The sequence below is a fragment of the Kitasatospora saccharophila genome, assembly GCF_039529925.1.
Lineage (GTDB): Bacteria > Actinomycetota > Actinomycetes > Streptomycetales > Streptomycetaceae > Kitasatospora > Kitasatospora saccharophila.
In genome coordinates this window covers 1-24,897 of sequence record NZ_BAAANS010000012.1, presented here as the reverse complement: position 1 = coordinate 24,897, position 24,897 = coordinate 1, and the positions used below count along the sequence as shown (strand labels likewise).

Genomic DNA, 24,897 nt, shown 5'->3' with positions numbered 1-24,897 from the left:
GGCGGATTGACGCACGCGCGTGCGGGCGGGACGGGCGGCGTCACGCGGAGGTCATCCACGTCTCACCTGTTGGATGGCCGGAGGGTCTGGCCCCGGCGGCCGGAAAGCGGCAGACTGCCAGACGCGTTTTCTACGCGCGTCACCACGGGTGGCGGGGTGTCAGCCGCCCCGGCCCGGACGCCCGCTGACCGCCCGCACGCCCCACTTGGAGTCCTCGATGTCCCTGAACCGCCGTGACTTCGTCACCCGCTCCGCCGCCACCGCGGCCGGGGCCGCCCTGGCCGGCGGCCTGTCCGCCGCCGCGGCCACCCCCGCCGCCGCCGCGGACCACGACCGGGACGACTCCCGCGGCAAGGGCCCCGTCCCGTTCAAGGCCGCCTTCACCGTGATGGGCACCACCGACCTGCACGGCCACGTCCTGAACTGGGAGTACTTCACCGACTCCGAGTACGACGACGCCGCCCACAACGACGTCGGCCTGGCCAAGATCTCCACCCTGGTCGAGCAGGTCCGGCAGGAGAAGGGCCGCGGCCGCACCCTGCTGATCGACGCCGGCGACACCATCCAGGGCACCCAGCTCTCCTACTACTTCGCCCGGATCGAGCCGATCACCGGCAAGAAGGCCCCGCGCCACCCGATGGCCGCCGCGATGAACGCCATCGGCTACGACGCCGCCGCGCTCGGCAACCACGAGTTCAACTACGGCATCCCGCTGCTGCGCGCCTACCAGGACCAGCTGGACTTCCCGCTGCTGGGCGCCAACGCGGTCGACGCCAAGAGCGAGAAGCCGGCCTTCCCGCCGTACGTCATCCGCGAACTGCGCCTGGGCCACGGCCGCCCGATCCGGGTCGGCGTCCTCGGCCTGACCAACCCCGGCATCGCCATCTGGGACAAGGCCAACGTGCAGGGGCAGCTGGCCTTCCCGGGCATCCCGGAGATCGCCGCCAAGTGGGTCCCCAAGGTCCGCGCGGCCGGCGCCGACGTGGTCGTGATCACCGCGCACACCGGCGTGGACGGCGGCTCCTCCTGGGGCGACCAGCTGCCCTACTCGGAGAACGCGGGCGCCGAGACCGCCGCCACCGTGCCCGGCATCGACGCGATCCTGGTCGGCCACGCCCACAAGGAGGTCCCGCAGCGGATCGTGGTCAACGAGGAGACCGGCAGGGGCGTCGTCCTCTCCGAGCCCGCGCTCTGGGGCGAGCGGCTGACCTGCTTCGACTTCGAGGTCGAGTTCGCCCGCGGCGAGTGGACCGTCACCGGCGTCAGCGCCCGGCTGCTGAACGCCAACACCGTCGCCGAGGACCCGAAGGTCGTCAAGCTGGTCGCCGACCAGCACAAGAAGGTCGTCGCCTACGTCAACCAGGTCATCGGCAGCTGCGAGGAGACCCTCTCCATCGCCGACGCCCGGTTCAAGGACACCCCGATCATCGACCTGATCGGCCGCGTCCAGGCCGACGCGGTCCGCGACGCGCTGGCCGGCGGCCAGTACGCCGCCCTGCCGGTGCTCGCCCAGGCCGCGCCGTTCAACCGCACCGCGGTCATCCCGGCCGGCGAGGTCAAGCTGCGCGACGCGGCCGGCCTGTACATCTACGAGAACACCCTGGAGGCCCGGATCCTGACCGGCGCCCAGCTCAAGGACTACCTGGAGTACTCCGCCAAGTACTACGCCCAGCTCGCCCCCGGCGCCCCGGTCGACCCGGCCACCCTGACCAACCAGGCCAACAACACCCCCGACTACAACTACGACTCGATCTACGGCCTGTCCTACGACATCGACATCGCGCAGCCGGTCGGCAGCCGGATCGTCAACCTGTCGTACCAGGGCGCGGCGGTCGACCCGGCGGCGCGGTTCGTCCTCGCCGTCAACAACTACCGCGCCAGCGGCGGCGGCAACTTCCCGCACGTCGCCGCCGCCCAGCAGGTGTGGGCCAACTCCGACGAGATCCGCAACACGATGATCGCCTGGGTGAAGGCCAAGGGCGTCATCGACCCGGCCGACTTCTACGGCAAGAGCACCTGGCGCCTGGTCCGGGCCGGCGTCCCGGTCTTCTAGTCACTGACGAGCCGTCAACCCGCCGGGGCCGCCCGGGGATCCGTCCCCGGGCGGCCCCGCGCGCGTCCGGGAACCGTTCCCCGCCCGGGCCCGTCCAAGCCCCGTCCGGCCACGGACCACGACCCGGGGGGATGACGGAGGATGCGCGTACGGACAGCACTCGCGGCGGGCGCGGCGGCGGCCCTGCTGCTCACCGGGTGCGCGAGCGAGCCGGTCGGCACCGGCGGCGTCGGGGGCGGCAAGGCCGCGCCCGTCACGACCGTCCCGGCCGGGCCCGAGCCGCGGCCCGCGACCGGCGCGGCCGCCGAACAGGCCGCGAAGGTGGCGGCGGCCTGGCCCGGGTCGAGCACCCGGCAGGAGTGGGAGCACGGCTACTACCCGGTCGAGGACACCACCGAGTGGCTGCCCCCGGACGCCTTCCACAGCGGCGCCGACAAGCAGGCGTACCTGATGCGCCGGTTCGACCTGGAGGTGCCGCTGCCGGTCTCCTTCTCCGGCCTCTCCGAGGTGCGGTTCGCCGACGGCTCCACGCTCGCCCTGCCGCAGCGCTCCGCCGCGGACGTCCTCGACCCGCTGCCCGCCGCCGCCACGGGCTGCGCCGACGACTGCCCCTCGCTCGCCGTCACCGCCGCCCGGCCCGGCACCCGCCGGGTCGCCACCAGCCGGGGCGAGGCCACCGTCCCGGTCTGGGAGTTCACCTTCGCGGGCTACGCCGAGCCGTTCCGCTACCCCGCCGTGCTGCCCCGGGCGGGCTGGTCGCTCCCCCGCCCGTGGCCCACCGGGACCGGCGCGTGGAGCGCCGACGGCGTCCCCGTCTCCCTCACCGCGGTCTCCCCCGACGGCCTGCTGCTCACCGGCTACGTCCCCTTCGGCTGCGCCACGGTCGACCCCGGGAGCGTCTACGAGACCGACCTGGCGGTCGTCCTGATCGGCCGCACCACCCCGCGCGCGCTCGCCCCGGACGAGGGGTGCCCGGCGAGCCTGAACGCCGCCCCGGTCGAGTTCCGGCTCGCCCGCCCGCTCGGCACCCGGGTCGTCCTGGGCCTCGCCGACGGCCTGCCCCAACTGCCGCCACCACCGCAGCCCGCGGGCCGCTGACGGAAGGCGGAAGGCGGAAGGGGAAGCGTGAGGGGGCCGGCTGCCCGGCCCCCTCATCTCACCGCGCCGCTCAGAACGGGAAGCGCGAGCGCCCGTGCTGGACCGAGATCCACTTGAGGGTGGTGAACGCGTCCACGCTGGCCTCGCCGTTGAGCCGCCCGCTGCCGGAGCTCTTCACGCCGCCGAACGGCACCCCCGCCTCGTCCGCGATCGTCCCGTCGTTGACGTGGATCATGCCGGTGTCGATCCGCTGCGCGAACCGCACGCCGCGCTCGGTGTCGGCGGTGTGCACGGCGCCGGACAGGCCGAAGGGCGTGTCGTTGGCGATCCGGACGGCCTCGTCCTCGCCGTCGAACGGGATCAGCAGCGCGACCGGGCCGAACACCTCGCGGCGCAGGATCGGGTCGTCGGCGGGGATGTCGGTGAGGACGGTCGGGCGGACCAGGGTGCCGACGGTGGCGCCGTGCAGCAGCGGGCGGGCGCCGGCCGCGATCGCGCGGTCGACCTCGGCGGTGATCGACTCGGCCTGGGCGGAGTTGATCAGCGGGCCGAGCTGGGTGGTCGAGTCGCCCGGGTCGCCGACCTTCAGCGAGGCGACCTTGGCGGTGAACTTCTCGCTGAACTCGGCGAACAGCGCGCGGTCGACCAGGATCCGGTTGGCGGCCATGCAGATCTGGCCCTGGTGGACGAAGCGGCTGGCGACGGCGGCGTCCACCGCGTAGTCGAGGTCGGCGTCGTCGAGGACCACCAGCGCGCTGTTGCCGCCGAGTTCGAGGACGGTGCGCTTGAGGTGGCCCGCGGCGACGGCGGCGACGTGCCGCCCGACGCCGTCCGAGCCGGTGAAGGCGATCACCTTGGGGACGGGGTGCTCGATGAACGCGTCGCCGATCTCGGCGATGTCGGTGAGGACGACGTTCAGCAGGCCGGCCGGCAGCCCGGCCTCCTCGAAGATCTTGGCGATCAGGGTGCCGCCGGCCACCGGGGCGTCCTGGTGCGGCTTGAGGACGACCGCGTTGCCGAGGGCGAGCGCCGGGGCGACGGCCTTCAGCGAGAGGAAGACCGGGGCGTTGAACGGGCTGATCACGCCGACCACGCCGACCGGGAGGCGGTACAGCCGGTTCTCCTTGCCGGGCACCGGCGAGGGCAGGATCTTCCCCTCGGCGCGCAGCGCCAGCGAGCCGGCCTCCCGCAGCATGTCCTTGACCAGGGAGAGTTCGAAGAAGGACTTCACCAGGGTGCCGCCGAGCTCGGCGGTCATCACCTGGAGGATCTCCCGCTGGCGCTGCTCGACCACCCGCAGCGCGCGCTCGAAGACCAGGCGGCGCTGGTAGGGGCTGGTGGCCGCCCAGGCGGGCTGGGCCCGTTCGGCGGCGCGGTACGCCTGGTCGATCTCCTCGGCGGTGGCGACCGTGAACGAGGCGAGCTTCTCCCCGTTGAAGGGGTTGAGGTCCACGATGTCCCAGGAGCCGCTACCGGGGCGCCATTGGCCGTCGATGTACTGCTGGGCGAGTTCGGCGATCAAGGACATGTGATCCCTTTCGGCGCTGGCGAACACCTACTGACGGATCATCATCTTAATTGCGGCTCAGGTCCCTTGGAGGATCTCCGCGAGAAGATCCCTGGTCTCCCCCTCCGACAGCGCCGCCGCCGACACCCGCTCCAGCGCGGTCGCGTACTCGGCCACCTCGGCCGGCTTGTCCAGGTACAGCGCGGTGGTGAACTGCTCGACGTAGACCACGTCCGCCAGGTCCGGCTCGGGGAAGCACAGCACCGAGAACGCCCCGCTGTCCGCCGCCAGCGCGCCCATCCCCAGCGGCAGCACCCGCAGGCTGATCGTCCCGCGCAGCGACAGCTCCGACAGCCGCGCCAGCTGGGCCCGCATCACCTCCGGCCCGCCGCACGGGCGGCGCAGCGCCGTCTCGTCGACGATCAGCTCCAACCGGGCCGTCGCCCCCTCGGCCAGGAAGCGCTGCTGACGGCGCATCCGGACCGCGGCCCGGCGCCCGATCTCCTCCTCCGACGCGGCGGGGCTGCCGGCCCGCATCACCGCGTACGCGTACTCGGCGGTCTGCAGCAGGCCGGGCACGAACTGCACCTCGTAGCTGCGCACCAGGTTCGCCGCGTCCTCCAGGTTGAGGTACGTCTGGAACCAGCCGGGCACCACGTCCCCGTACCCGTGCCACCAGGACGGGGCGTTGGTGCCGCCGACCAGGCCGAGCAGGGCGCCGCGGGACTCCTCGTCGTCGACGCCGTAGAGCGTCAGCAGGTCCGCCACGTCGCGCTGCTTGAAGCCGACCCGGCCGAGCTCCATCCGGCTGATCTTCGACTCCGAGGCCCGGATCGAGTAGCCGGCGTCCTCCCGGGTCACGCCGCGGGCCTCGCGCAGGCGCCGGAGCTGGGCGCCCAACTGGATGCGACGCGCGGTCGCACCGCTGCCCGTCTGCAGGCCCGTCATGCAAACCCTCCGCCCCAGGAACGCCAAGTGGACCCCGTGGGAAGCAGTCTGCCACTGCGTGACGACACTCCGCGAGGTCCTTCCGGCATTTGGCCAATCCGTTGTACGGGCGAGGGTTTCGACTCCGCTCAGGACAGTGCCGGGAGCACCCGCGCGAGATCGGCCCGGGAACCCACCCCGAGCTTCGGGTACGCCTTGTACAGGTGGTGCCCGACCGTGCGGGCGCTCAGGAACAGCTGCGCGGCGATGTCCCGGTTGGACAGGCCGCGGGCCGCCAGGCGGACGATCTGCGACTCCTGCGGGGTCAGCCCGGCCACCGCCCGGACCGGACCGGACCCGGCGGCCGGGCCGCCGGTGGCGTCCAGCTCGGCGCGGGCCCGCTCGGCCCAGGGCGCCGCGCCCAGCAGCCGGAACGCCTGCTCGGCGGAGCGCAGCGGGGCCCGCGCCTCGGCCTTGCGGCGGCCCCGGCGCAGCCACTCGCCGTACAGCAGCTCGGTGCGGGCCGCCTCCCAGGGCCGGGGCTGCTCGGCGTGCCGGGCCAGCGCCCGCCGGTACAGCTCCTCGGCGAACTCGTCGGGGGCCAGCAGCGCGTGGCAGCGGTCCACCAGGGCCCGGGCCCAGGGGCGGTCGGCGCGCTCCGCCCACCGCTCGAACCGGGCCAGCGGCTCGGCGCACTCCTCGCCGCGGCGCAGCCGCACCGCGGCCTCCACCAGGTCCGGCACGGCCCGGACGGCGGCGACCTGGTAGCCGAACGGGCCGCCGGTGAGCGCGGCCAGCTGCCCGTGGGCGTCCTCGGCCCGCCCGGCGCCCAGGTCGAGCAGGCCCAGCGCCCAGCGGGCCCAGGGGACGCCCGCCCCGCCCCGGGCGAAGGCCGCGGCGGCCTGCTCCCGGCAGGGCTCCGAGTCGCCGCGGGCGGCCGCCAGGTACGCCTGGAAGCCGTGCAACTGGCCGGTCCACAGCGGCTGTCCGGTGTCCCGGGCCAGCCCGAGCGCCTCGGCGGCGTGGTCGGCGGCCAGGCCGGGGCGGCCGTCGAACAGCTCCGCCTCGGCGAGGAAGAACAGCAGCGTGGGCAGCGTCCCGAAGGCGCCACCCTCCCGGGCCTCCCGGACCAGTCGGCGGGCGAGGTCCAGCACTTCGGCGTCGTGCCCGGGCACCAGCCCGGCCCCGCAGGCCAGCACCAGGTCGACCGGGACGACCGCCCCCGCCGCCCGGGCCGCCCGCTCGGCCCCGGCCAGCGTCGGCCCGTCCCCGCCGCCCAGCGCGGCGCCCAGGTAGCGGACGACCGGCCCGAGCGGGTCCCCGTCCGGCAGCGGGAGGGCGGCCAGCGCGTCCAGCGAGCGGTGCACGGCCGGGAGCCCGTCGTACCAGGCGACGTGCACGGCCTGCACCAGGACCCGGGCGGCCGGGCCGGGGTGCGCGGCCGCGACCAGGGCGGCGGCCTCGGTCAGCCGCCGGTGCGCGGAGGCGTTCTCGCCGCGCCAGAACTCGGCGACGCCGCGGGCGAACAGCAGGTGCGCCCGGGTGACCGGGTCGGCGTCCGGCCGGTCGGCGGCCAGCGCGAGCCGCTCGGCCCGCTCCACCTCGCCCGCCTCCAGCGCGGCCTCCACCGCCTCCACCGTCCAGCGGCGGGCCAGCACCGGGTCGGGGCTGAGCCGGGCGGCCCGCTCGTACGCGGCGCAGGCGCCCTGGTGGCCGCCCCGGGAGGCGGCGGTGGCGGCGGCGACGGCCAGGTCGGCGGCGGCCTCCGCGTCCCGCCCGGTGGCGGCCAGCGCCCGGTGCCAGGCCCGGCGCAGCGGCTCGCCGGGCCCGTACGCGGCGGCCAGCGCCCGGTGCGCGGCCAGCCGGTCGGCGAGCGGCGCCCGGTCGACCAGGGCGGAGCGCAGCAGCGGGTGCCGGAAGGTGACCCGGCCCGCCGCCAGGGCGACCCGCAGCAGGCCCCGCTCCTCGGCGGGCGCCAGGTCGGCGGCGTCCAGTCCGCTCGCCGCGGCGGCCCGCAGCAGCACCTCCGCCTCGCCGGTCTCCTCCAACGCGGCCAACAGCAGCCACCGCTGGGTGCGGCCGGGCAGCCGGCTGACCTGGCCGTGGTAGGCCAGCCGCAGCCGTCCGTCGGGCGGCAGCGCCCCGGTGTCCTCGCCCTGCGGGAGTTCGCGCAGCGCCAGCGGGTTGCCCCGGGCGGCGGCCAACGCCCGGGCGGGGTCGGCGAGTCCGGGCGCGAGGTGGGCCAGCAGCGCCGCCGCGTCGGGCTCCGCGAGCGGCCCCACCGGCAGTTCGGGCAGCCCGGCCGGGTCGGGCCCGGCGTCCTCCCGGGTGGCGAGCAGCAGGGCGACCCGCTCCGCGCCGAGCCGGCGGGCGGCCAGCCGCAGCGCCGCGGCGGACTCCGGGTCGGCCCACTGCAGGTCGTCCACCAGCGCCAGCACCGGCCCCTGCTCGGCCAGGTCGCCGAGCAGGGTCAGCACCGCCAGGCCGACCAGCAGCCGGTCCCCGGCCGGGCCGTCGGCGAGCCCCAACGTCCGTTCCAGCGCGGCCCGTTGCGGACCGGGCAGCGCGCCGGTCCGGTCCAGGACGGGCGCCAGCAGCTGGCTGAGCACCGCGTACGGCAGCCGGGCCTCCGACTCCACCCCGGCCGCCCGCAGCACCCGCCACCCGGCGGCCCCGGCGGCCGCCGCGTCCAGCAGCGCGCTCTTGCCGATGCCCGGCTCGCCGCGCAGCACCAGCGCCCCGGCCCGTCCCCCGGCCGCCGCCGCGAGCAGCCGGTCGAGTGCCGCCCGTTCCGTCCCCCGTCCGTACAGCATGGGTCGACCCTACCTATAGGCGACTGATTCCCCGGGCCGGCGATCTCCGTAACTTCTTGTCCCGCAAGGGAAACCACCACCCAGAAGGAGCCCCCGATGGACCTGCGGAACCTCGCCGAGCGCTACCTCGCCGCCTGGAACGAGACCGACCCGGCCGCCCGCCGCAAGCTGGTCGAGGAGACCTGGGCCGCCGACGGCAGCTACACCGACCCGCTGGTGGTGGCCCGCGGCCACGAGCAGTTCGACGCCACCCTGGCCGCCGTCCAGGCCCAGTTCGCCGGCCTGGTCTTCACCCTCGGCCCGGTCGACGCCCACCACGACGTGGCCCGCTTCACCTGGGAGCTGGCCCCGGCGGGCGCCACGGAGCCCCTGGTGATCGGCTTCGACGTCCTCACCGCCACCGAGGACGGCCGGATCGCCACCGTGGTCGGCTTCCTGGACAAGGTCCCGACGGCCTAGGAGGGGAACGAACCAGGGGCTCGGGGAACGGCGAGCCCGGGTCTGCTGACGGTTCACTGCCGGAGCGCGCATCGGCTTCCGGTTCCGTTCAAGACACGCAGCAGCACGAACCTCCGATGGGCTCCGGCCACCAGCAGCACGGACTCGCCGTTCCCCGAGCCCCTGAGGGTCCTTCGGAAAACAGACAACGACGCCTGCCCTTACCTGGTCGGGGAGTGGGCAGGCGTCGTGATGACCGGGTCCCGGCGGCTCTGGCGGGTCGGTGTTTGTCGGCCTTGCCCCCCTCGCGGGGGGCGTGGGCGTTCTCGGGGCGGTGGTCGGTCAGACCACCAGCGAGCGGTCGGTCGGCTTGATCGGGGCGGGGAGCGGGGTCTTGCCGCCCAGGTAGGCGTCGACCGCCGAGGCGGCCGAACGGCCTTCCGCGATCGCCCAGACGATCAGCGACTGGCCGCGACCGGCGTCACCGCAAACGTACACCCCGTCGACGTTGGTGCCGAACTTGCCGTCCCGGCCGACGTTGCCGCGGGCGTCGAGGTCGACGCCGAGCTGCTCGACGAGGCCGTTCTTGACGTCGGTGCCGGTGAAGCCCATCGCGAGGGTGACCAGCTGGGCCGGGATGACCTTCTCGCTGCCGGGCACGGGCTCGAACTTGCCGTTCTTGAACTCGACCTCGACCAGGTGCAGTTCCTGGACGTTGCCGTCCTCGTCGCCGGCGAAGTGGGTGGTGGAGACGGAGTAGATCCGCTCGCCGCCCTCCTCGTGGGCCGAGGTGACCTTGTAGGTCATCGGCATGGTCGGCCAGGGCTGGTTGGCCGGGCGGTCCTCGGACGGCCGCGGCATGATCTCCAGCTGGGTGACCGAGAGGGCGCCCTGGCGGTGCGCGGTGCCGACGCAGTCCGCGCCGGTGTCGCCGCCGCCGATGACGACCACGTGCTTGCCCTTGGCCGAGATCGGGGAGTCGACGTAGTCGCCCTCCTGGACCTTGTTGGCCAGCGGCAGGTACTCCATCGCCTGGTGGACGCCGTTCAGCTCCCGGCCCGGGACGGGCAGGTCGCGGGCGGTGGTGGCGCCGGCCGCGATGACGACGGCGTCGAAGCGCGAGCGCAGGTCCTGGCCGCTGATGTCGACGCCGGCCTCGACGCCGGTGCGGAAGCGGGTGCCCTCCGCGCGCATCTGCTCGATGCGGCGGTTGATGTGGCGCTTCTCCATCTTGAACTCGGGGATGCCGTAGCGCAGCAGGCCGCCGATGCGGTCGGCGCGCTCGTACACCACCACGGTGTGGCCGGCCCGGGTGAGCTGCTGGGCGGCGGCCAGGCCGGCCGGGCCGGAGCCGATCACGGCGACGGTCTTGCCGGACAGGCGCTCGGGCACCTGCGGGGTGACCCCGCCGCGGTCCCAGGCCTTGTCGATGATGGTGACCTCGACGTTCTTGATGGTCACCGCGTCCTGGTTGATGCCCAGGACGCACGCCGACTCGCACGGAGCCGGGCACAGGCGGCCGGTGAACTCCGGGAAGTTGTTGGTGGCGTGCAGCCGCTCGATCGCGCCGGTCCAGTCGTCCCGGTAGGCGAGGTCGTTCCACTCGGGGATCAGGTTCCCGAGCGGGCAGCCGTTGTGGCAGAACGGGATGCCGCAGTCCATGCAGCGGCCGGCCTGCTTGGTGATGATCGGAAGGAGGCTGCGCTCGACGTAGACCTCGTTCCAGTCACGGAGCCGGACGTCCACCGGACGGCGCTCCGCCAGCTGCTTGGGCGTGGTCAGGAAGCCCTTGGGGTCAGCCATTTGCCGCCTCCATCATCTTGCGAGTGGTCTCCACCTCGGAGAGGCCATCGCGCTCAGCGGCGTCCTTGGCGGCGAGCACAGCCTTGTAGTCGGTGGGCATGATCTTGGAGAAGCGGGAGACCCCGCTGCCCCAGTCGGCCAGGAGCTCGGCGGCGACGGTGGAGCCGGTCTCCTCGTAGTGCTGCTGGACGGTGTCGCGCAGCCATTCCCGGTCGGCGGCGCTGGGGGCCTCGATGCCCACCATGCCGCTGTTGACGTTGGCCGGGCGAAGGTCGAGCACGTAGGCGATGCCGCCGGACATGCCCGCCGCCAGGTTGCGGCCGGTCTCGCCGAGGATGACCACCCGGCCGCCGGTCATGTACTCCAGGCCGTGGTCGCCCACGCCCTCGACCACCAGGGTAGCGCCGGAGTTGCGGACCGCGAAGCGCTCGCCGGCCTTGCCGCGCAGGTGGATGCGGCCGGCGGTGGCGCCGTAGCCGATGGTGTTGCCGGCGATGACGTGGTTCTGCGCGTCGGCGCCGATCGCGGCGGCGTCCCGGGCGGGACGGACCACGAGCACGCCGCCGGACAGGCCCTTGCCGACGTAGTCGTTGGCGTCGCCCTCCAGGCGCAGCGTCACGCCCTTGGGGACGAAGGCGCCGAAGGACTGGCCGGCCGAGCCGGTGAAGGTGACGTCGATGGTGCCCTCGGGCAGGCCCTCGCCGCGGTACTTCTTGGTGACCCGGTGGCCGAGCATGGTGCCGACGGTGCGGTTGACGTTGCGGATCGGCAGCTGGATCCGGACGGCCTCGCCGCGCTCCAGGGCGTCCTCGGCCAGCTCGATGAGCTGGTTGTCGAGCGCCTTGTCGAGCGCGTGGTCCTGGCCCGTGGTGTTGTGCAGGGCCGCGCCCTCGGGCAGCGCCGGGACGTGGAACAGCGGGGCCAGGTCGAGCCCGGCGGCCTTCCAGTGGTCGATGGCGGCCTGGGCGTTGATGTGCTCGGCGTGGCCGACGGCCTCCTCGATCGAGCGGAAGCCGAGCTCGGCGAGGATCTCGCGGACCTCCTCGGCGATGAACTCGAAGAAGTTGACCACGAACTCGGGCTTGCCGGAGAACCGGTCGCGCAGCACCGGGTTCTGGGTGGCGACGCCGACCGGGCAGGTGTCCAGGTGGCAGACCCGCATCATGATGCAGCCGGAGACCACCAGCGGGGCGGTCGCGAAGCCGAACTCCTCGGCGCCCAGCAGGGCGGCGATGACGACGTCGCGGCCGGTCTTGAGCTGGCCGTCGGTCTGCACGACGATGCGGTCGCGCAGGCCGTTGAGCAGCAGGGTCTGCTGGGTCTCGGCGAGGCCGAGCTCCCAGGGGCCGCCCGCGTGCTTGAGCGAGGTGAGCGGGGAGGCGCCGGTGCCGCCGTCGTGGCCGGAGATCAGCACCACGTCCGCGTGCGCCTTGGACACGCCGGCCGCGACCGTGCCGACGCCGACCTCGGAGACCAGCTTCACGTGGACGCGGGCGTCGGGGTTGGCGTTCTTGAGGTCGTGGATCAGCTGAGCCAGGTCCTCGATGGAGTAGATGTCGTGGTGCGGCGGCGGGGAGATCAGGCCGACGCCCGGGGTCGAGTGCCGGGTCCTGGCCACCCACGGGTAGACCTTGTGGCCGGGCAGCTGGCCGCCCTCGCCGGGCTTGGCGCCCTGGGCCATCTTGATCTGGATGTCGTCGGCGTTGACCAGGTACTCGGAGGTGACGCCGAACCGGCCGGAGGCGACCTGCTTGATCGCCGAGCGGCGGGCCGGGTCGTACAGGCGCTCCGGGTCCTCGCCGCCCTCGCCGGTGTTGGACTTGCCGCCGAGCTGGTTCATCGCGATCGCGAGGGTCTCGTGCGCCTCCATCGAGATGGAGCCGTAGGACATCGCGCCGGTGGAGAACCGCTTGACGATCTCGGAGACCGGCTCGACCTCGTCGACGGAGATCGGGGCCCGGCCGAGGCCGTCCAGCTGGAACAGGCCGCGCAGCGTCATCAGGCGCTCGGACTGGGCGTTGACCCGGTCCGTGTACTGCTTGAAGACGTCGTAGCGCTTGGTGCGGGTCGAGTGCTGGAGGCGGAAGACCGTCTCCGGGTCGAACAGGTGCGGCTCGCCCTCGCGGCGCCACTGGTACTCGCCGCCGATCTCCAGCGCGCGGTGCGCGGCGGAGATGCCGGAGGCCGGGTACGCCTTGGCGTGGCGGGCGGCGGTCTCCTTGGCGATCTCGTCCAGGCCGATGCCGCCGAGCTTGGTGGTGGTGCCCGCGAAGTAGGCGTCCACCAGCTCCTGGGCGAGGCCGATGGCCTCGAAGACCTGCGCGCCGCGGTAGGAGGCGACGGTGGAGATGCCCATCTTGGACATCACCTTCAGGACGCCCTTGCCGAGCGCGTAGATCAGGTTCCGGATCGCCTTCTCGGGCTCGATGCCCTGCACGAAGACGCCCTGGGCGACGAGGTCCTCGACGGACTCCATCGCCAGGTACGGGTTGACCGCGCCGGCGCCGTAGCCGACCAGCAGCGCGACGTGGTGCACCTCGCGGACGTCGCCGGCCTCGACCAGCAGCGACACCTGGGTGCGCTGCTTGGTGCGGATCAGGTGGTGGTGGATCGCCGAGGTGAGCAGCAGCGACGGGATCGGCGCGTGCTCGGCGTCCGAGTGCCGGTCGGAGAGGACGACGATGCGGGCGCCGTCGGCGATCGCGGCGTCGGCCTCGGCGGCGATCTCGGCGAGCCGGGCCGCCAGGCCCTGGCCGCCGGCCGCGACCTTGTACAGGCCGGACAGGGTGACGGCCTTCAGGCCGGGCTGGTCGCCGTCGGCGTTGACGTGGACGAGCTTGGCCAGCTCGTCGTTGTCGATCACCGGGAAGGTGATGCCGACCGAGCGGCAGTGCGCCGGGCTGGCGTCCAGCAGGTTGCCCTCGGGGCCGAGGTTGCTGTGCAGCGAGGTGACCAGCTCTTCGCGGATCGCGTCCAGCGGCGGGTTGGTGACCTGGGCGAACAGCTGGGTGAAGTAGTCGAACAGCAGGCGCGGCTTCTCGCTGAGCGCGGCGATCGGCGAGTCGGTGCCCATCGAGCCGAGCGCCTCGCCGCCGGTCTTGGCCATCGGCGCGAGGATGACCCGCAGCTCCTCCTCGGTGTACCCGAAGGTCTGCTGGCGGCGGGTGACGGAGGCGTGGGTGTGGGCGATGTGCTCGCGCTCGGGGAGCTTGGCGAGCTGGATCTGCCCGGCGGCGACCCACTCCTCGTAGGGGTGCTCGGCGGCGAGGGCGGACTTGATCTCCTCGTCCTCGACGATGCGGTGCTCGGCGGTGTCGATCAGGAACATCCGGCCGGGCTGCAGGCGGCCCTTCTTGGCGACCTTCTCCTGGTCGATGTCGAGCACGCCGACCTCGGAGGAGAGCACGACCAGGCCGTCCTCGGTGATCCAGTACCGGGCCGGGCGCAGGCCGTTGCGGTCCAGGACCGCGCCGATCTGGGTGCCGTCGGTGAAGGTGACGCAGGCCGGGCCGTCCCAGGGCTCCATCAGGTTGGAGTGGTACTGGTAGAACGCGCGGCGGGCCGGGTCCATGGTGGCGTGGTTCTCCCACGCCTCCGGGATCATCATCAGCACCGAGTGCGGCAGCGAGCGGCCGCCGAGGTGGAGCAGCTCCAGGACCTCGTCGAAGGACGCCGAGTCGGAGTGGTCCGGGGTGCAGATCGGGAAGATCCGGTCCAGGTCGCCGGGGATCAGGTCGGTGGCGAGCTGGGACTCCCGGGCGGTCATCCAGTTCCGGTTGCCCTTGACCGTGTTGATCTCGCCGTTGTGCGCGACGAAGCGGTACGGGTGGGCGAGCGGCCAGCTCGGGAAGGTGTTGGTGGAGAAGCGGGAGTGCACCAGGCCGATCGCGGAGGCGTAGAGCCGGTCCGACAGGTCGGGGAAGAAGGGCTCCAGCTGGCCGGTGGTCAGCATGCCCTTGTAGACCAGGGTGCGGGCGGAGAGCGAGGGGAAGTACACCCCGGCCTCGCGCTCGGCGCGCTTGCGCAGCACGAAGGAGAGCCGGTCCAGCGCGATGCCGGTGCGCTCGCCGTGCGTCACGAAGAGCTGGCGGAAGCGCGGCATGACGGAGCGGGCGGTGGCGCCCAGCAGGTCGGGGGTGACCGGGACGTCGCGCCAGCCGAGGACGGTCAGGCCCTCCTCGGCCGCGATGACCTCGATCCGGGTGGCCGCGGCGGCGGCCTCCTCGTCGCTGTCCGGGAGGAAGGCGATGCCGACCGCGTAGGAGCCGACGGCCGGCAGCTCGAAGTCGGTGTTGGCGCGCAGGAACGCGTCCGGGATCTGGGTCAGGATGCCCGCGCCGTCACCGGAGTCCGGCTCGGCGCCGGTGGCGCCGCGGTGCTCCAGGTTGCGCAGGACGGTCAGCGCCTGCTCGACGATCTTGTGGTCGGCGATGCCGGTCAGCGTGGCCACGAAGCCGACACCGCACGCGTCGTGCTCGTTGCGCGGGTCGTAGAGACCCTGGGCCTGGGGACGCGCGTCCGGAACGAGGGCGTAGGGGCCGGCGGCCTTGGCGTCCTCGTGGCCGGAGTGCATGGATGCAGACAGCATCGGCTCTCCCGTCGTCGTAAACAGTTGCTTCATGCAAAGGGACGACGTTGGCCCTGATGCGATTTGTCGGTGCAGGTTACATGATGCCGCTCGCCCCGGGAAGTGGATTCCTGCGTCCACATCGCGGACTGAACCCCAGGTCAGAGGGCGGATCGAGGGTAGGCGCAGCGTCGCGCGTTCCCTCCAGTGTGCCCTGGGCCGAACAGCGCGAAACAGGGGCGAAACGCCCCCGGCACACCTGTCACAGGAGTCCCACCTGGGATTCTTCGAAGTCGACGCCGCCCCCGCTTTTGATTCCGGGGGTCGACAGCCGTGTGTCGAGACTAGGGCAAGGCGCAGGCTCAGGCCCATGTGCGGAACATCACGCGTTCCATGGCATAACTATACAGAGGTCTGGATTTTCGTACAAGGCTGTCCGGGTGGCGGCCGGTCGGCGGACGAGTCCGCAGGTCAGCCGACCGCCCCGCCGATCAGCCGGCCCAGCAGGTAGGTGACGCCCGCGGCGGCGCCGCCCAGCACCAGCTGCCGCAGGCCGGAGAACCACCAGCTGCGGGCCGTCACCCGGGCCACCACCGCGCCGCAGCCGAACAGGCCGAGCACCGCCAGCAGCGCGGCAGGCCACAGCGTGGTCGCACCCAGCAGGTAGGGCAGCACCGGCAGCAGCGCGCCGAGCGCGAAGCAGCCGAACGAGGAGAGCGCGGCCACCAGCGGCGAGGGCAGGTCCTCCGGGTCGACGCCCAGCTCCTCGCGGGCGTGCACGGCCAGCGTGGTGTCCGGGTCGGCGGACAGCTGCCGGGCCACCTCGTGGGCCAGCTCCGGGTCGACGCCGCGGGCCACGTACAGCTGGGCCAGCTCGGCCAGCTCGCCCTGCGGATTGCGGCGCAGCTCGATCCGCTCGGCCTCCAGCTCGGCCTCCACCAGCTCGCGCTGGGAGGCCACCGAGGTGTACTCGCCGGCCGCCATCGAGAACGCGCCCGCCGCCAGGCCGGCCAGGCCGGTCAGCACCACGGTGCTCGGCGCGGCGGCGCCGCCGACCACGCCGGTCATCAGCGCGAAGTTCGACACCAGGCCGTCCATCGCACCGAACACGGCCGGGCGCAGCCAGCCTCCGTTGACGTCCCGGTGGTGGTCGGCGTCGGGTATCCGGGGCTGCGGGCCGTCGGTCTGCGGTTCGGCGGTGATGGTGCTCATGCGGGCGGCTCCCCTTCCGGGCACGGCGGAACCCCCCTGGCCGCGCTCCGGCCGGGCTTGCCGGTGCCCCCCGAACGTACCCGTTTTGACCTGCCGCTTTCCAGCAAAGTAAGCCTGCCCAAAGGCAGTTGGGGCCGCCTCCGCCGGTCTCGGCGGTGGCGGCCCCGACGGGGTCGAGCGGCTGCGCTCAGGAGGAGGTGCCGGACTTCCCGGGCTTCCCGGCGTCCTCCGCCGCGGCGCCGGTGGCCTCCGCGGCCGGCGCGCCGTCCTGCGGCTGCTCCGTCTCGGCGGCCGCGGCGGCCGCCGCGGCGCGCTCCTCGGTGGCCTGCGGGTCGATCTCGTCCGGGTCCTCGCGGCCCGGGCGGAGCTTGGCGGAGAGCACGAAGGCGACGATCGCGCCGAGGAAGACCAGGATCGCGGTCCAGTCGTTCAGGCGCAGGCCGAAGAAGCGGTGCGCCTCGTCGATCCGCAGCCACTCGGTCCAGAACCGGCCGAAGGTGTAGGCCGCCACGTACAGCCAGAAGGCCCGGCCGTGGCCGAGGGTGAAGCGCCGGTCGGCCCAGATCACCAGGACCGCGACCAGCACGCACCAGATCGACTCGTACAGGAAGGTCGGGTGGTAGACGCCCTGGACGACGGTGCCGTCGGCCAGCGTCTTGTCGATCTTCAGGCCCCAGGGCAGGGTGGTCGGCCGGCCGTACAGCTCCTGGTTGAACCAGTTGCCCCAGCGGCCGCAGGCCTGGGCGAGCACGATGCCGGGGGCGATCGCGTCGGCGTAGGCGGGCAGCGGGACGCCCCGGCGGCGGGCGCCGATCCAGGCGCCGACCGCGCCGAGGGCGATGGCGCCCCAGATGCCGAGGCCGCCCTCCCAGATCTTCAGCGCGTCGACCGGGTGCTTGCCCTCGCCGAAGTACAGCTGGTTGTCGGTGATGACGTGGTAGAGCCGACCGCCGACCAGGCCGAACGGCACCGCCCAGACCGCGATGTCGCCGACCGTGTGGCGGCCGCCGCCGCGGGCGACCCACCGCTTGCTGCCGAGCCACACGGCCACGACGACACCGATGATGATGCAAAAGGCGTAGGCGCGCAGCGGGATGGGCCCCAGGTTGAGGACGCCCCGCGACGGGCTCGGAATGTATGCGAGATCCATGGCACTGTCGACGCTACCGTGTCCCACCGGCCCCACCCGCACCGGAGCGGGTCACGGTAGCGTCACGCGACCGACCGGTCAGGGCGAGGGCGGGTTGTTGGACTCGCCGGCGGTCGAGGTGGGCGCCGGGCTCTGCCCGTTCGAGCCGGCGGTGCCGAGCTCCTTGCCCTGGTTGGCCGCGTCCACCCACTTCACCAGGTTCTCCGGGCTGATCTGCTCGTCGCCCTTCTTCGGGTAGACCGCCTCGCCGTTCAGCAGCACCGTCGGGGTCGACTTGAAGCTGGACTTGTCGAAGTCCTGCTGCACCGCGGAGACCCAGCCGCCGAACTTGTTGTCGTTGACGCAGGACCGGAACTCCGGGGTGTCCAGGCCGGGGACCTGCTTGGCCAGGTCGATCAGGGTCTGCTTGCTGCCGAAGGAGTCCTCGGTCTCCTCCGGCTGGTTGCGGTACAGCACGTCGTGGTAGTCGCGGAAGTGCCCCGCGTCCTGCGCGCAACCCAGCGCGTTGGCACCGTACTTGGAGCCGCTGCCGCCCAGCGAGCGGTCGATGAACGAGACGATGTGGTAGTGGACGACGATCTTGCCGGCGTCCTCCAGCTGGTCGATGGTCGGCGAGAAGCTCCGCTCGAAGCTGCCGCAGGCCGGGCAGCGCGGGTCCTCGTAGACCGTCAGCGTGGACGGGGCGTTGGCGGCGCCGACCGGGATCACCAGGTTCTTGTCGCCGACGGTGCCCGCCGGGGCGGCGGTGGGGGTCTCCGGCTTGGAGCGCTGGTTCTGCACCACCACGCCGACCACCACGGCGGCCGCGATCACCGCGACCACCACGCCGCCGACCGCCAGCTTCCTGGTCCGCCGCGCCTTGGCCTCCTCGGCGGCCCGGCTCTCCCGCATCTTGTCCCGGGCGTTGCGCTTGCCTTCTCGGTTCTTCTCGCTCATGGGGTGCTCTTGCCAGTCCAGTGGGTTGGGGTCGTCGGGGTCGGCGGACGGCTCAGGCGGCCAGCCAGGCGTCCAGCGAGAGCCTGGTCCGGGGCCGGTAGACCAGCCACGCCGACAGCAGCAGGAACCCGGTGTCGCGCAGGATCTCCTGCAGGTACTTGGTCTGCGACTCGTCCACCGCGCCGCCGCCGCCGAAGCAGCCGCAGTCGATCGAGATGCCGCGCGCCCACGCGGAGGAGATGCCGGCGATGAACACCAGCAGCAGCACGGCCGAGACGACCGCGACGATCCTGGTGCCGAGGCCGAGCACCAGCAGCAGGGCCAGCGCCAGTTCGAGGAACGGCAGCCCCCAGCCGACCGGTTTCACCAGCGACTCGGGCAGGATCTCGTACGCCCGCACCGCCTGCGCCGCCTCCGCCGGGTCGGAGACCTTCGCCAGGCCCGCCCAGCCCCACACCACCGCCAGGCCCAGTCGCACCGCCAGCCCGAACCACTCGGCCGCCGCGCCGTCCACCGCCCGGCGCAGTCCGCCGACCCGGCCCCGGTCAGCCTGCTGACTGGCCATCAGTTCCCCCTCGGACGCGCTCCACCGTTTCCTGCCTGATGAACCGTAGGGGATGCCGGGCGGTTCCTCCACATTGGCGAATTAAGCCGTATGAGTGACACTAAACGGTCATACGTCCGATTTTCCGGATCATCGTCCCGGCACGTCGCAGCCCGCCTCCGGCTGCTGGCACAGCACCGCCCGCTCCGCCCCCCGGCGGGCCAACTCCCGTTCCACGCCGCCGCTCCCGGCCAGCGCGGCGGCCAGCGCCAGCCCGGCCGCCAGCGCCCGCAGCAGCACCGCCCGGTGAACCCGTGCCATCCGGATGCCCTTTCGCCGACGAACCACCGGAGGGTTCAACGGCCCCGGCCGGGACGGGAGTACCCGCCCCCACCGGTTTTTCACCCTCGCGGAGTAGGGCCGCGACGCGAAGGGGCCGCGACGCGAAGGGCCGCCCGGGGAGCGGCGGTTGCTCCCCGGGCGGCCCTCGGCGGCGTGCGGTGCTACTGCGGTGCTACTTGCGGCGGACGCCCCGCGCCAGCTCGCCCGCGAGCGCGCGGACCGCGGCCGTGCCGTCCGCCGGCTCCGGGGCGTCCAGCAGCCGCTGGACGAACGCCGAGCCGACGATCACGCCGTCCGCGAAGGCCGCGACCTCGGCGGCCTGGTCGGCGTTGGAGACGCCCAGGCCGACGCAGACCGGCAGCTCGGTGGTGGCGCGGGTGCGGGCCACCAGGTCCTCGGCCAGGTTGCCGACGGCCGCCCGGGTGCCGGTCACGCCCATCACGGCCGCCGCGTACACGAAGCCGGAGCCGGCCGCGGTGACCTCGGCCAGCCGGTGGTCCCTGGAGGACGGGGCGACCACGAACACGGTGTCCAGACCGTGCTCGGCCGCCGCCTTGCGCCACTCCTCGGACTCCTCCACCGGCAGGTCCGGCAGGATGCAGCCCGCTCCCCCGGCCGCGGCCAGGTCGGCGGCGAACCGGGCGGTGCCGTAGCGGTCCACCGGGTTCCAGTACGTCATCACCAGGACCGGGACGGCCGGGTGGGCCGCCGCGACCTCGGCGACGGTGCGCAGCACGTCCTTGATCTTCACGCCGCCGCGCAGCGCGATGTCGTCGGCGGTCTGGATGACCGCGCCGTCCAGCACCGGGTCGGAGTGCGGCAGGCCGACCTCGACCGCGTCGCAGCCGCCCTCGATCAGGGCGTTGATCGCGGCGATGCCGCCGTCCACGGTCGGGAAGCCGGCCGGCAGGTAGCCGATCAGGGCCGCCCGGCCCTCGGCCTTCGCGGCCGCCAGGGCGGTGGTGAGCTTGGTGTCGGCCATGTCAGTTGGTCCCCTCGGCGTCGTAGAGGCCGAAGTACTCGGCAGCGGTGTGCATGTCCTTGTCGCCGCGGCCGGAGAGCGAGACCAGGATCGTCGCCTCCGGGCCGAGCTCGCGGCCGAGTTCGAGCGCGCCGGCCAGGGCGTGCGCGGACTCGATCGCCGGGATGATGCCCTCGGTGCGGGACAGCAGCCGCAGCGCCTCCATCGCCTGCGCGTCGGTCACCGGGCGGTACTCGGCCCGTCCGCTGTCCTTCAGCCAGGCGTGCTCCGGGCCGACGCCCGGGTAGTCCAGGCCGGCCGAGATCGAGTGCGACTCGATGGTCTGGCCGTCCTCGTCCTGCAGCACGTAGGTGCGCGAGCCGTGCAGCACGCCCGGGTCGCCCTTGGTCAGGGTGGCCGCGTGCTTGGGGGTCTCGGCGCCCTCGCCGGCCGCCTCGCAGCCGATCAGGCGGACGCCCGCGTCCGGGATGAACTCGTGGAAGATGCCCATCGCGTTGGAGCCGCCGCCGACGCAGGCCACCACCGCGTCCGGGAGCTTCCCGGTGCGGTCCAGCACCTGCTGGCGGGCCTCGACGCCGATCACCCGGTGGAAGTCGCGCACCATCATCGGGAACGGGTGCGGGCCGGCCACCGTGCCGAACAGGTAGTGGGTGGAGTCCACGTTGGCGACCCAGTCGCGGAACGCCTCGTTGATGGCGTCCTTCAGGGTGCGGCTGCCGGAGGTCACCGGGATCACCTCGGCGCCCAGCATCCGCATCCGGGCCACGTTCAGCGCCTGGCGCCGGGTGTCGACCTCGCCCATGTAGATGGTGCAGTCGAAGCCGAACAGCGCGCAGGCGGTGGCGGTGGCCACGCCGTGCTGGCCGGCGCCGGTCTCGGCGATGATCCGGGTCTTGCCCATCCGGCGGGTCAGCAGCGCCTGGCCCAGCACGTTGTTGATCTTGTGCGAGCCGGTGTGGTTGAGGTCCTCGCGCTTGAGCAGGACCCGCGCCCCGCCGGCCTCCGCGGAGAACCGGTGGACGTCGGTCAGCGGGCTCGGCCGGCCGGTGTAGTCCTTGAGCAGGACGTCCAGCTCGGCGGCGAACGCCGGGTCGTTCTTGGCCTTCTCGTACTCCTCGGCGACCTGCTCCACGGCGGCGACCAGCGCCTCCGGGATGAAGCGGCCGCCGTAGGCGCCGAAGTAACCGCGGGCGTCGGGCACCTGGGCGCCCGGAAGGTAGTGCTCGGACATGATCCGTCCTCGGATGAAGGATTGACGGCGTGGACGTGGAACGCGCGGCGGGTGGTCAGCCGCGGGTACCGCGCCATCGGCGTCCGGGGACCTGTCCGGGCTCGCAGCCGATCACGTAGCGCACCCGCCGCCCCAGCGCCCGGCGCGCGGGCGCGCGGCAGCCGCGCGGGCGGCAGCCGGGGGCGAGACGGGTGGCGATCGACACGGCGGAGACTCAGCCCCGCCCGTTGTTGCGCAGCGCCGGGTGGGCGCCGGCCGCGACCAGGTCGGCGACCGCGGCCTTCGGGTCCCGGCCGGTGACCAGGGACTCGCCGACCAGCACCGCGTCGGCGCCCTGGTTGGCGTAGGTGATCAGGTCGTGCGGCCCGCGCACGCCCGACTCGGCGACCTTGACGATGTGCGCCGGGATGGCGTCCGCCACGTTGCCGAAGGTGTTCCGGTCGACCTCGAGGGTCTTCAGGTTGCGGGCGTTGACGCCGATGATCCGCGCGCCGGCGTCCACCGCGCGGGCGATCTCCTCCTCGTCGTGCACCTCGACCAGCGGGGTCAGCCCGATCGACTCGGCCCGCTCGATCAGCGAGACCAGGGCCGGCTGCTCCAGCGCGGCGACGATCAGCAGCGCCAGGTCGGCCCCGTGCGCCCGGGCCTCCCACAGCTGGTAGGCGGTGACGATGAAGTCCTTGCGCAGGACCGGGGTGGGAACCGCCGCGCGCACCGCGTCCAGGTCGGCCAGCGAGCCGCCGAAGCGGCGCTGCTCGGTGAGCACGCTGATCGCGGCGGCGCCGCCGGCCGCGTAGTCGACCGCCAGCGCGGCCGGGTCGGCGATCGCCGCCAGCGCGCCCTTGGACGGGCTGGAGCGCTTGACCTCGCAGATCACCCGGACGCCGTCGCCGCGCAGCGCGGCCACGCCGTCCTTCGCCTCGGGCGCCTTGGCGGCGAGCTCCTTGAGCTCGTCCAGGGAGACCCGGGCCTGTCGCTCGGCGAGGTCCTGCCGGACCCCGTCGATGATCTCGTCGAGCACAGTCACGCGTGCGCCCCCATCGTGTTTCGGTGGTGAGGCCGGGGGCGTCGAGCGCAGCCCCGGCTCTTCGATGGTATCGGGCGCGGGGGGCGCACTCCGCATCCCCCGGCGCGCGTCTCGAACGGCGGACCCCCCGGTGGACGCCTCGTGCGCCCCGCTCACACCCCCGGCGGGGCCAGCCCCGCACCGATCGGCAGGTTCCGCAGCACCGCGAACAGCAGCAGCACCACCACCAGCGCCCCCGCCCGCCGGGCCGTCCAGCGCGGCCGCCACCCCGGCCGGCCGCGCACCGCCCGCACCACCCAGCCCGCCCACAGCACCGCCAGCCCGAGCACCAGCAGCACCACCACCAGGTTGTCGTGCGCCGCCGTCAGCACGTCCCCCCTGGTCAGCGCGTGCACGCAGCGCAACCCGCCGCACCCCGGGCACCACCAGCCGGTCGCCCGCAGCACCGGACACACCGGGTAGTGCCCCGGCGCGTTCGGGTCCACCACCCCGACGAAGGCGGTGGGCAGCGCCACCGCGGCCAGCGCGGCCAGCGGACGCAGCAGCCGCCCCGCTCTGGTGACGGGACCGGACGCGGCGGAACCGGGGGCGGCAGGAGCGTTCACGGGGACGATTGTGCCCCCGCCGCACGGGTGCCCGCCCGCACCGAAACGCCGGACCGCCCGCCCCCGGGAACGCCGGACGGCGGGCCGCAGGGGCCCGCCGTCCGGTTCCGCTCGGTCCGCTCCGCGCCGGGGTCAGCCCGCGGCGACCGCGCTGCGCTCCTCGGTGGTGGCCGGGGCGAAGTTCTTGCTGGGCTGCTTGCCCATGCCCGCCATCGACATGGCCTTGCCGACCACGCCGCCGATCAGGACCACGGCGAGGCCCGCGATGACCAGCACGACGTTCGGAATGATCATCGCGACACCCGACACGCAGAAGCCGACGAAAGCAATGACCACGCCGGTCCACGCGGCGGGGGTGTGGCCGTGCGCTGCTGCAGCCATCTTGTTGGTGCTCCTTGTTTCTCCGGGTCCCGGTCGGGCGGTCCTGGGCGGCGCTCGACGGGTTGACCCCTCCATTGTGCCGGGCCGAACACGACAGCCCCAAGCCGGGGCGGACGTGGTGCCGCGCACACTCGACCCCCCGCCGAACAGCGGGCCGGAGCAGCGGGCGCCGCCCCCGACCGGCGGCCGGAGGAAGGAGCGGAGGCCGAAGCCCGAACGGCGCCGCCACGCCCGGGAAAGAGCCCACCGGAAGAAGGCCACCAGCCCGCGACACCATGGCCGGCCAACCGCTCGACAGCCCCGGACGACGGCCTCAGCCGGTCGGGTCCTCGCCCCGGTCCAGCGCCTTCCACAGGTCGGACGGGCTGTCCGCGCGCACCGGGGCCTTCCGGGTCGGCGCCTCGTACCGCGAGCCCATGGCCGGCCAGCCGCTGCCGAACCGCGCCGTCAACGCCCCCGCCGCCACCAGCAGCACCCCGCCCACCAGCGCCACCCACGGCCAGGCGGTCCGGGTGATCTGCTCGGCCCGACCGCTGCTCAGCGCGAGCTGCCCCGCCGCGACGGCGTGCAGGCCCGCGGTATCGGTGTACCCGATCACCGCCCCGACGACCGCCCCCACCCCCGCCAGTACCGTCAGCACGCCCACCAGCACCCGCGTCCGGCCGCGCACCGCGAACACCGCGACGGCCGCCGCCATCGCCACCAGCGCCATCCCGGTCGGCAGCGCGGTCAGCTTGCTCCCGCTCGCACTCACCGGGACCCGGCCGCCGCCCATCCCGAGCGCCACCCCCTCCGCCCAGGTCCGCCCCACCGCCGTCAGCACCAGCGCGGCACCGACCGCGGTCAGCAGCAGCATCAGGCCCAACGTGCCGCGGGACTTCGCGGCGGGGGAAGCACCGGCGGGGGAAGCAGACGTCTCACTCACCCCCCCAGTGTCCCCGACCTCACCCCCGCCCTGATGGCCGCCCCGCCGGAGCCGCCCCGCCCAACGGCAGCAAGCCCCCACCCCCCGCCCGGCGCAGCCGAAGCCCGGCCCACTGCCCACCCACCGGCGCAACCGGGCCAGGCCCAGCGGGCAGACCCCGGCCGACGCAGCCGAAATCCCCACCCCACCCACCTACCCACCGGCGCAGCCGGGTCAGGCCCAACGGGCGAATATCCGCCCCCGCCCAGCGCAGCCGAAAACCTCATCCCCACCCACCCACCGGCGCAACCGAGCCGAGCCCAACGGGCAGACACCCGTCCCCGCCCCGCGCAGCCGAAATCTCCGCCGCCCCACCC

At 73.7% G+C, this 24,897-nt stretch carries 20 protein-coding genes; 3 read left to right on the top strand and 17 right to left on the bottom strand.

Annotated elements, in window-relative coordinates; all coding sequences use genetic code 11:
- The first annotated feature begins 217 nt into the window (after positions 1-217).
- Both ABD345_RS11220 and ABD345_RS11215 read left to right on the top strand, forming a co-directional pair.
- On the top strand, positions 218-2,053 hold the full coding sequence (locus ABD345_RS11220; RefSeq protein ID WP_344551837.1) for a bifunctional metallophosphatase/5'-nucleotidase: 1,836 nt from the start codon (positions 218-220) through the stop codon (positions 2,051-2,053).
- Between the two features lie 141 nt (positions 2,054-2,194).
- Entirely contained in the window at positions 2,195-3,151 is a 957-nt protein-coding gene (locus ABD345_RS11215) for a hypothetical protein (protein ID WP_344551836.1), read from the top strand.
- Positions 3,152-3,221: 70 nt separating this feature from the next.
- Here the strand turns inward: ABD345_RS11215 and ABD345_RS11210 are convergent, their stop codons facing one another.
- The 3 genes from ABD345_RS11210 to ABD345_RS11200 all read right to left on the bottom strand — a co-directional run bounded on the left by ABD345_RS11210 (position 3,222) and on the right by ABD345_RS11200 (position 8,398).
- Positions 3,222-4,679: an aldehyde dehydrogenase family protein gene (locus ABD345_RS11210; RefSeq protein ID WP_344551835.1), complete on the bottom strand. Its 1,458-nt coding sequence runs from the start codon at positions 4,677-4,679 to the stop codon at positions 3,222-3,224.
- 57 nt (positions 4,680-4,736) lie between these two features.
- Positions 4,737-5,606: a helix-turn-helix domain-containing protein gene (locus ABD345_RS11205; RefSeq protein ID WP_344551834.1), complete on the bottom strand. Its 870-nt coding sequence runs from the start codon at positions 5,604-5,606 to the stop codon at positions 4,737-4,739.
- Between the two features lie 128 nt (positions 5,607-5,734).
- A complete protein-coding gene (locus ABD345_RS11200) occupies positions 5,735-8,398 on the bottom strand; it encodes a helix-turn-helix transcriptional regulator (RefSeq protein WP_344551833.1) in 2,664 nt (887 codons plus the stop codon).
- A gap of 96 nt (positions 8,399-8,494) precedes the next feature.
- Between ABD345_RS11200 and ABD345_RS11195 the strand changes: the two genes are divergently transcribed.
- Positions 8,495-8,857, top strand: a complete 363-nt coding sequence (locus ABD345_RS11195; protein ID WP_344551832.1) for a nuclear transport factor 2 family protein — start codon at positions 8,495-8,497, stop codon at positions 8,855-8,857.
- A 321-nt stretch (positions 8,858-9,178) separates the two neighbouring features.
- On the opposite strand, the gene ABD345_RS11190 is transcribed toward ABD345_RS11195, so the two are convergent.
- From ABD345_RS11190 to ABD345_RS11130, 14 genes are all read right to left on the bottom strand, one after another.
- Positions 9,179-10,639: a glutamate synthase subunit beta gene (locus ABD345_RS11190; protein WP_344551831.1), complete on the bottom strand. Its 1,461-nt coding sequence runs from the start codon at positions 10,637-10,639 to the stop codon at positions 9,179-9,181.
- Complete coding sequence (gene gltB / locus ABD345_RS11185; RefSeq protein WP_344551942.1) at positions 10,632-15,212, bottom strand: glutamate synthase large subunit; 4,581 nt, start codon at positions 15,210-15,212, stop codon at positions 10,632-10,634. The genes ABD345_RS11190 and gltB overlap by 8 nt, the downstream gene beginning before the upstream one ends.
- Before the next feature lie 465 nt (positions 15,213-15,677).
- Positions 15,678-16,418 carry a VIT1/CCC1 transporter family protein gene (locus tag ABD345_RS11180; protein ID WP_344551830.1) on the bottom strand — a complete coding sequence of 247 codons (741 nt, stop codon included), beginning with the start codon at positions 16,416-16,418 and terminating at the stop codon, positions 15,678-15,680.
- Between the two features lie 187 nt (positions 16,419-16,605).
- Complete coding sequence (lgt, locus tag ABD345_RS11175) at positions 16,606-17,568, bottom strand: prolipoprotein diacylglyceryl transferase (protein ID WP_344551829.1); 963 nt, start codon at positions 17,566-17,568, stop codon at positions 16,606-16,608.
- 78 nt (positions 17,569-17,646) lie between these two features.
- Positions 17,647-18,504 carry a DsbA family protein gene (locus ABD345_RS11170; protein ID WP_344551828.1) on the bottom strand — a complete coding sequence of 286 codons (858 nt, stop codon included), beginning with the start codon at positions 18,502-18,504 and terminating at the stop codon, positions 17,647-17,649.
- Between the two features lie 52 nt (positions 18,505-18,556).
- A complete protein-coding gene (locus ABD345_RS11165; RefSeq protein ID WP_344551827.1) occupies positions 18,557-19,069 on the bottom strand; it encodes a MauE/DoxX family redox-associated membrane protein in 513 nt (170 codons plus the stop codon).
- Positions 19,070-19,198: 129 nt separating this feature from the next.
- Positions 19,199-19,369, bottom strand: a complete 171-nt coding sequence (locus ABD345_RS11160) for a hypothetical protein (protein ID WP_344551826.1) — start codon at positions 19,367-19,369, stop codon at positions 19,199-19,201.
- A gap of 193 nt (positions 19,370-19,562) precedes the next feature.
- Positions 19,563-20,372, bottom strand: a complete 810-nt coding sequence (trpA, locus tag ABD345_RS11155; RefSeq protein ID WP_344551825.1) for a tryptophan synthase subunit alpha — start codon at positions 20,370-20,372, stop codon at positions 19,563-19,565.
- 1 nt (position 20,373) lies between these two features.
- The gene (gene trpB, locus ABD345_RS11150; protein ID WP_344551941.1) at positions 20,374-21,606 is read right to left on the bottom strand and encodes a tryptophan synthase subunit beta; all 1,233 of its coding nucleotides are present in this window, start codon (positions 21,604-21,606) and stop codon (positions 20,374-20,376) included.
- Between the two features lie 52 nt (positions 21,607-21,658).
- Positions 21,659-21,808 (bottom strand): tryptophan biosynthesis modulator TrpM, encoded by a 150-nt coding sequence (trpM, locus tag ABD345_RS40275; RefSeq protein WP_198544994.1) that lies wholly within the window; start codon positions 21,806-21,808, stop codon positions 21,659-21,661.
- Positions 21,809-21,817: 9 nt separating this feature from the next.
- Positions 21,818-22,630, bottom strand: coding sequence for an indole-3-glycerol phosphate synthase TrpC (gene trpC, locus ABD345_RS11145; RefSeq protein WP_344551824.1), 813 nt, complete (start codon positions 22,628-22,630; stop codon positions 21,818-21,820).
- A gap of 152 nt (positions 22,631-22,782) precedes the next feature.
- Positions 22,783-23,235 carry a DUF2752 domain-containing protein gene (locus ABD345_RS11140; RefSeq protein WP_344551823.1) on the bottom strand — a complete coding sequence of 151 codons (453 nt, stop codon included), beginning with the start codon at positions 23,233-23,235 and terminating at the stop codon, positions 22,783-22,785.
- A 132-nt stretch (positions 23,236-23,367) separates the two neighbouring features.
- Positions 23,368-23,616, bottom strand: a complete 249-nt coding sequence (locus ABD345_RS11135; RefSeq protein WP_344551822.1) for an HGxxPAAW family protein — start codon at positions 23,614-23,616, stop codon at positions 23,368-23,370.
- A 313-nt stretch (positions 23,617-23,929) separates the two neighbouring features.
- Positions 23,930-24,541 (bottom strand): TIGR02234 family membrane protein, encoded by a 612-nt coding sequence (locus ABD345_RS11130; protein ID WP_344551821.1) that lies wholly within the window; start codon positions 24,539-24,541, stop codon positions 23,930-23,932.
- Positions 24,542-24,897 lie beyond the last annotated feature (356 nt).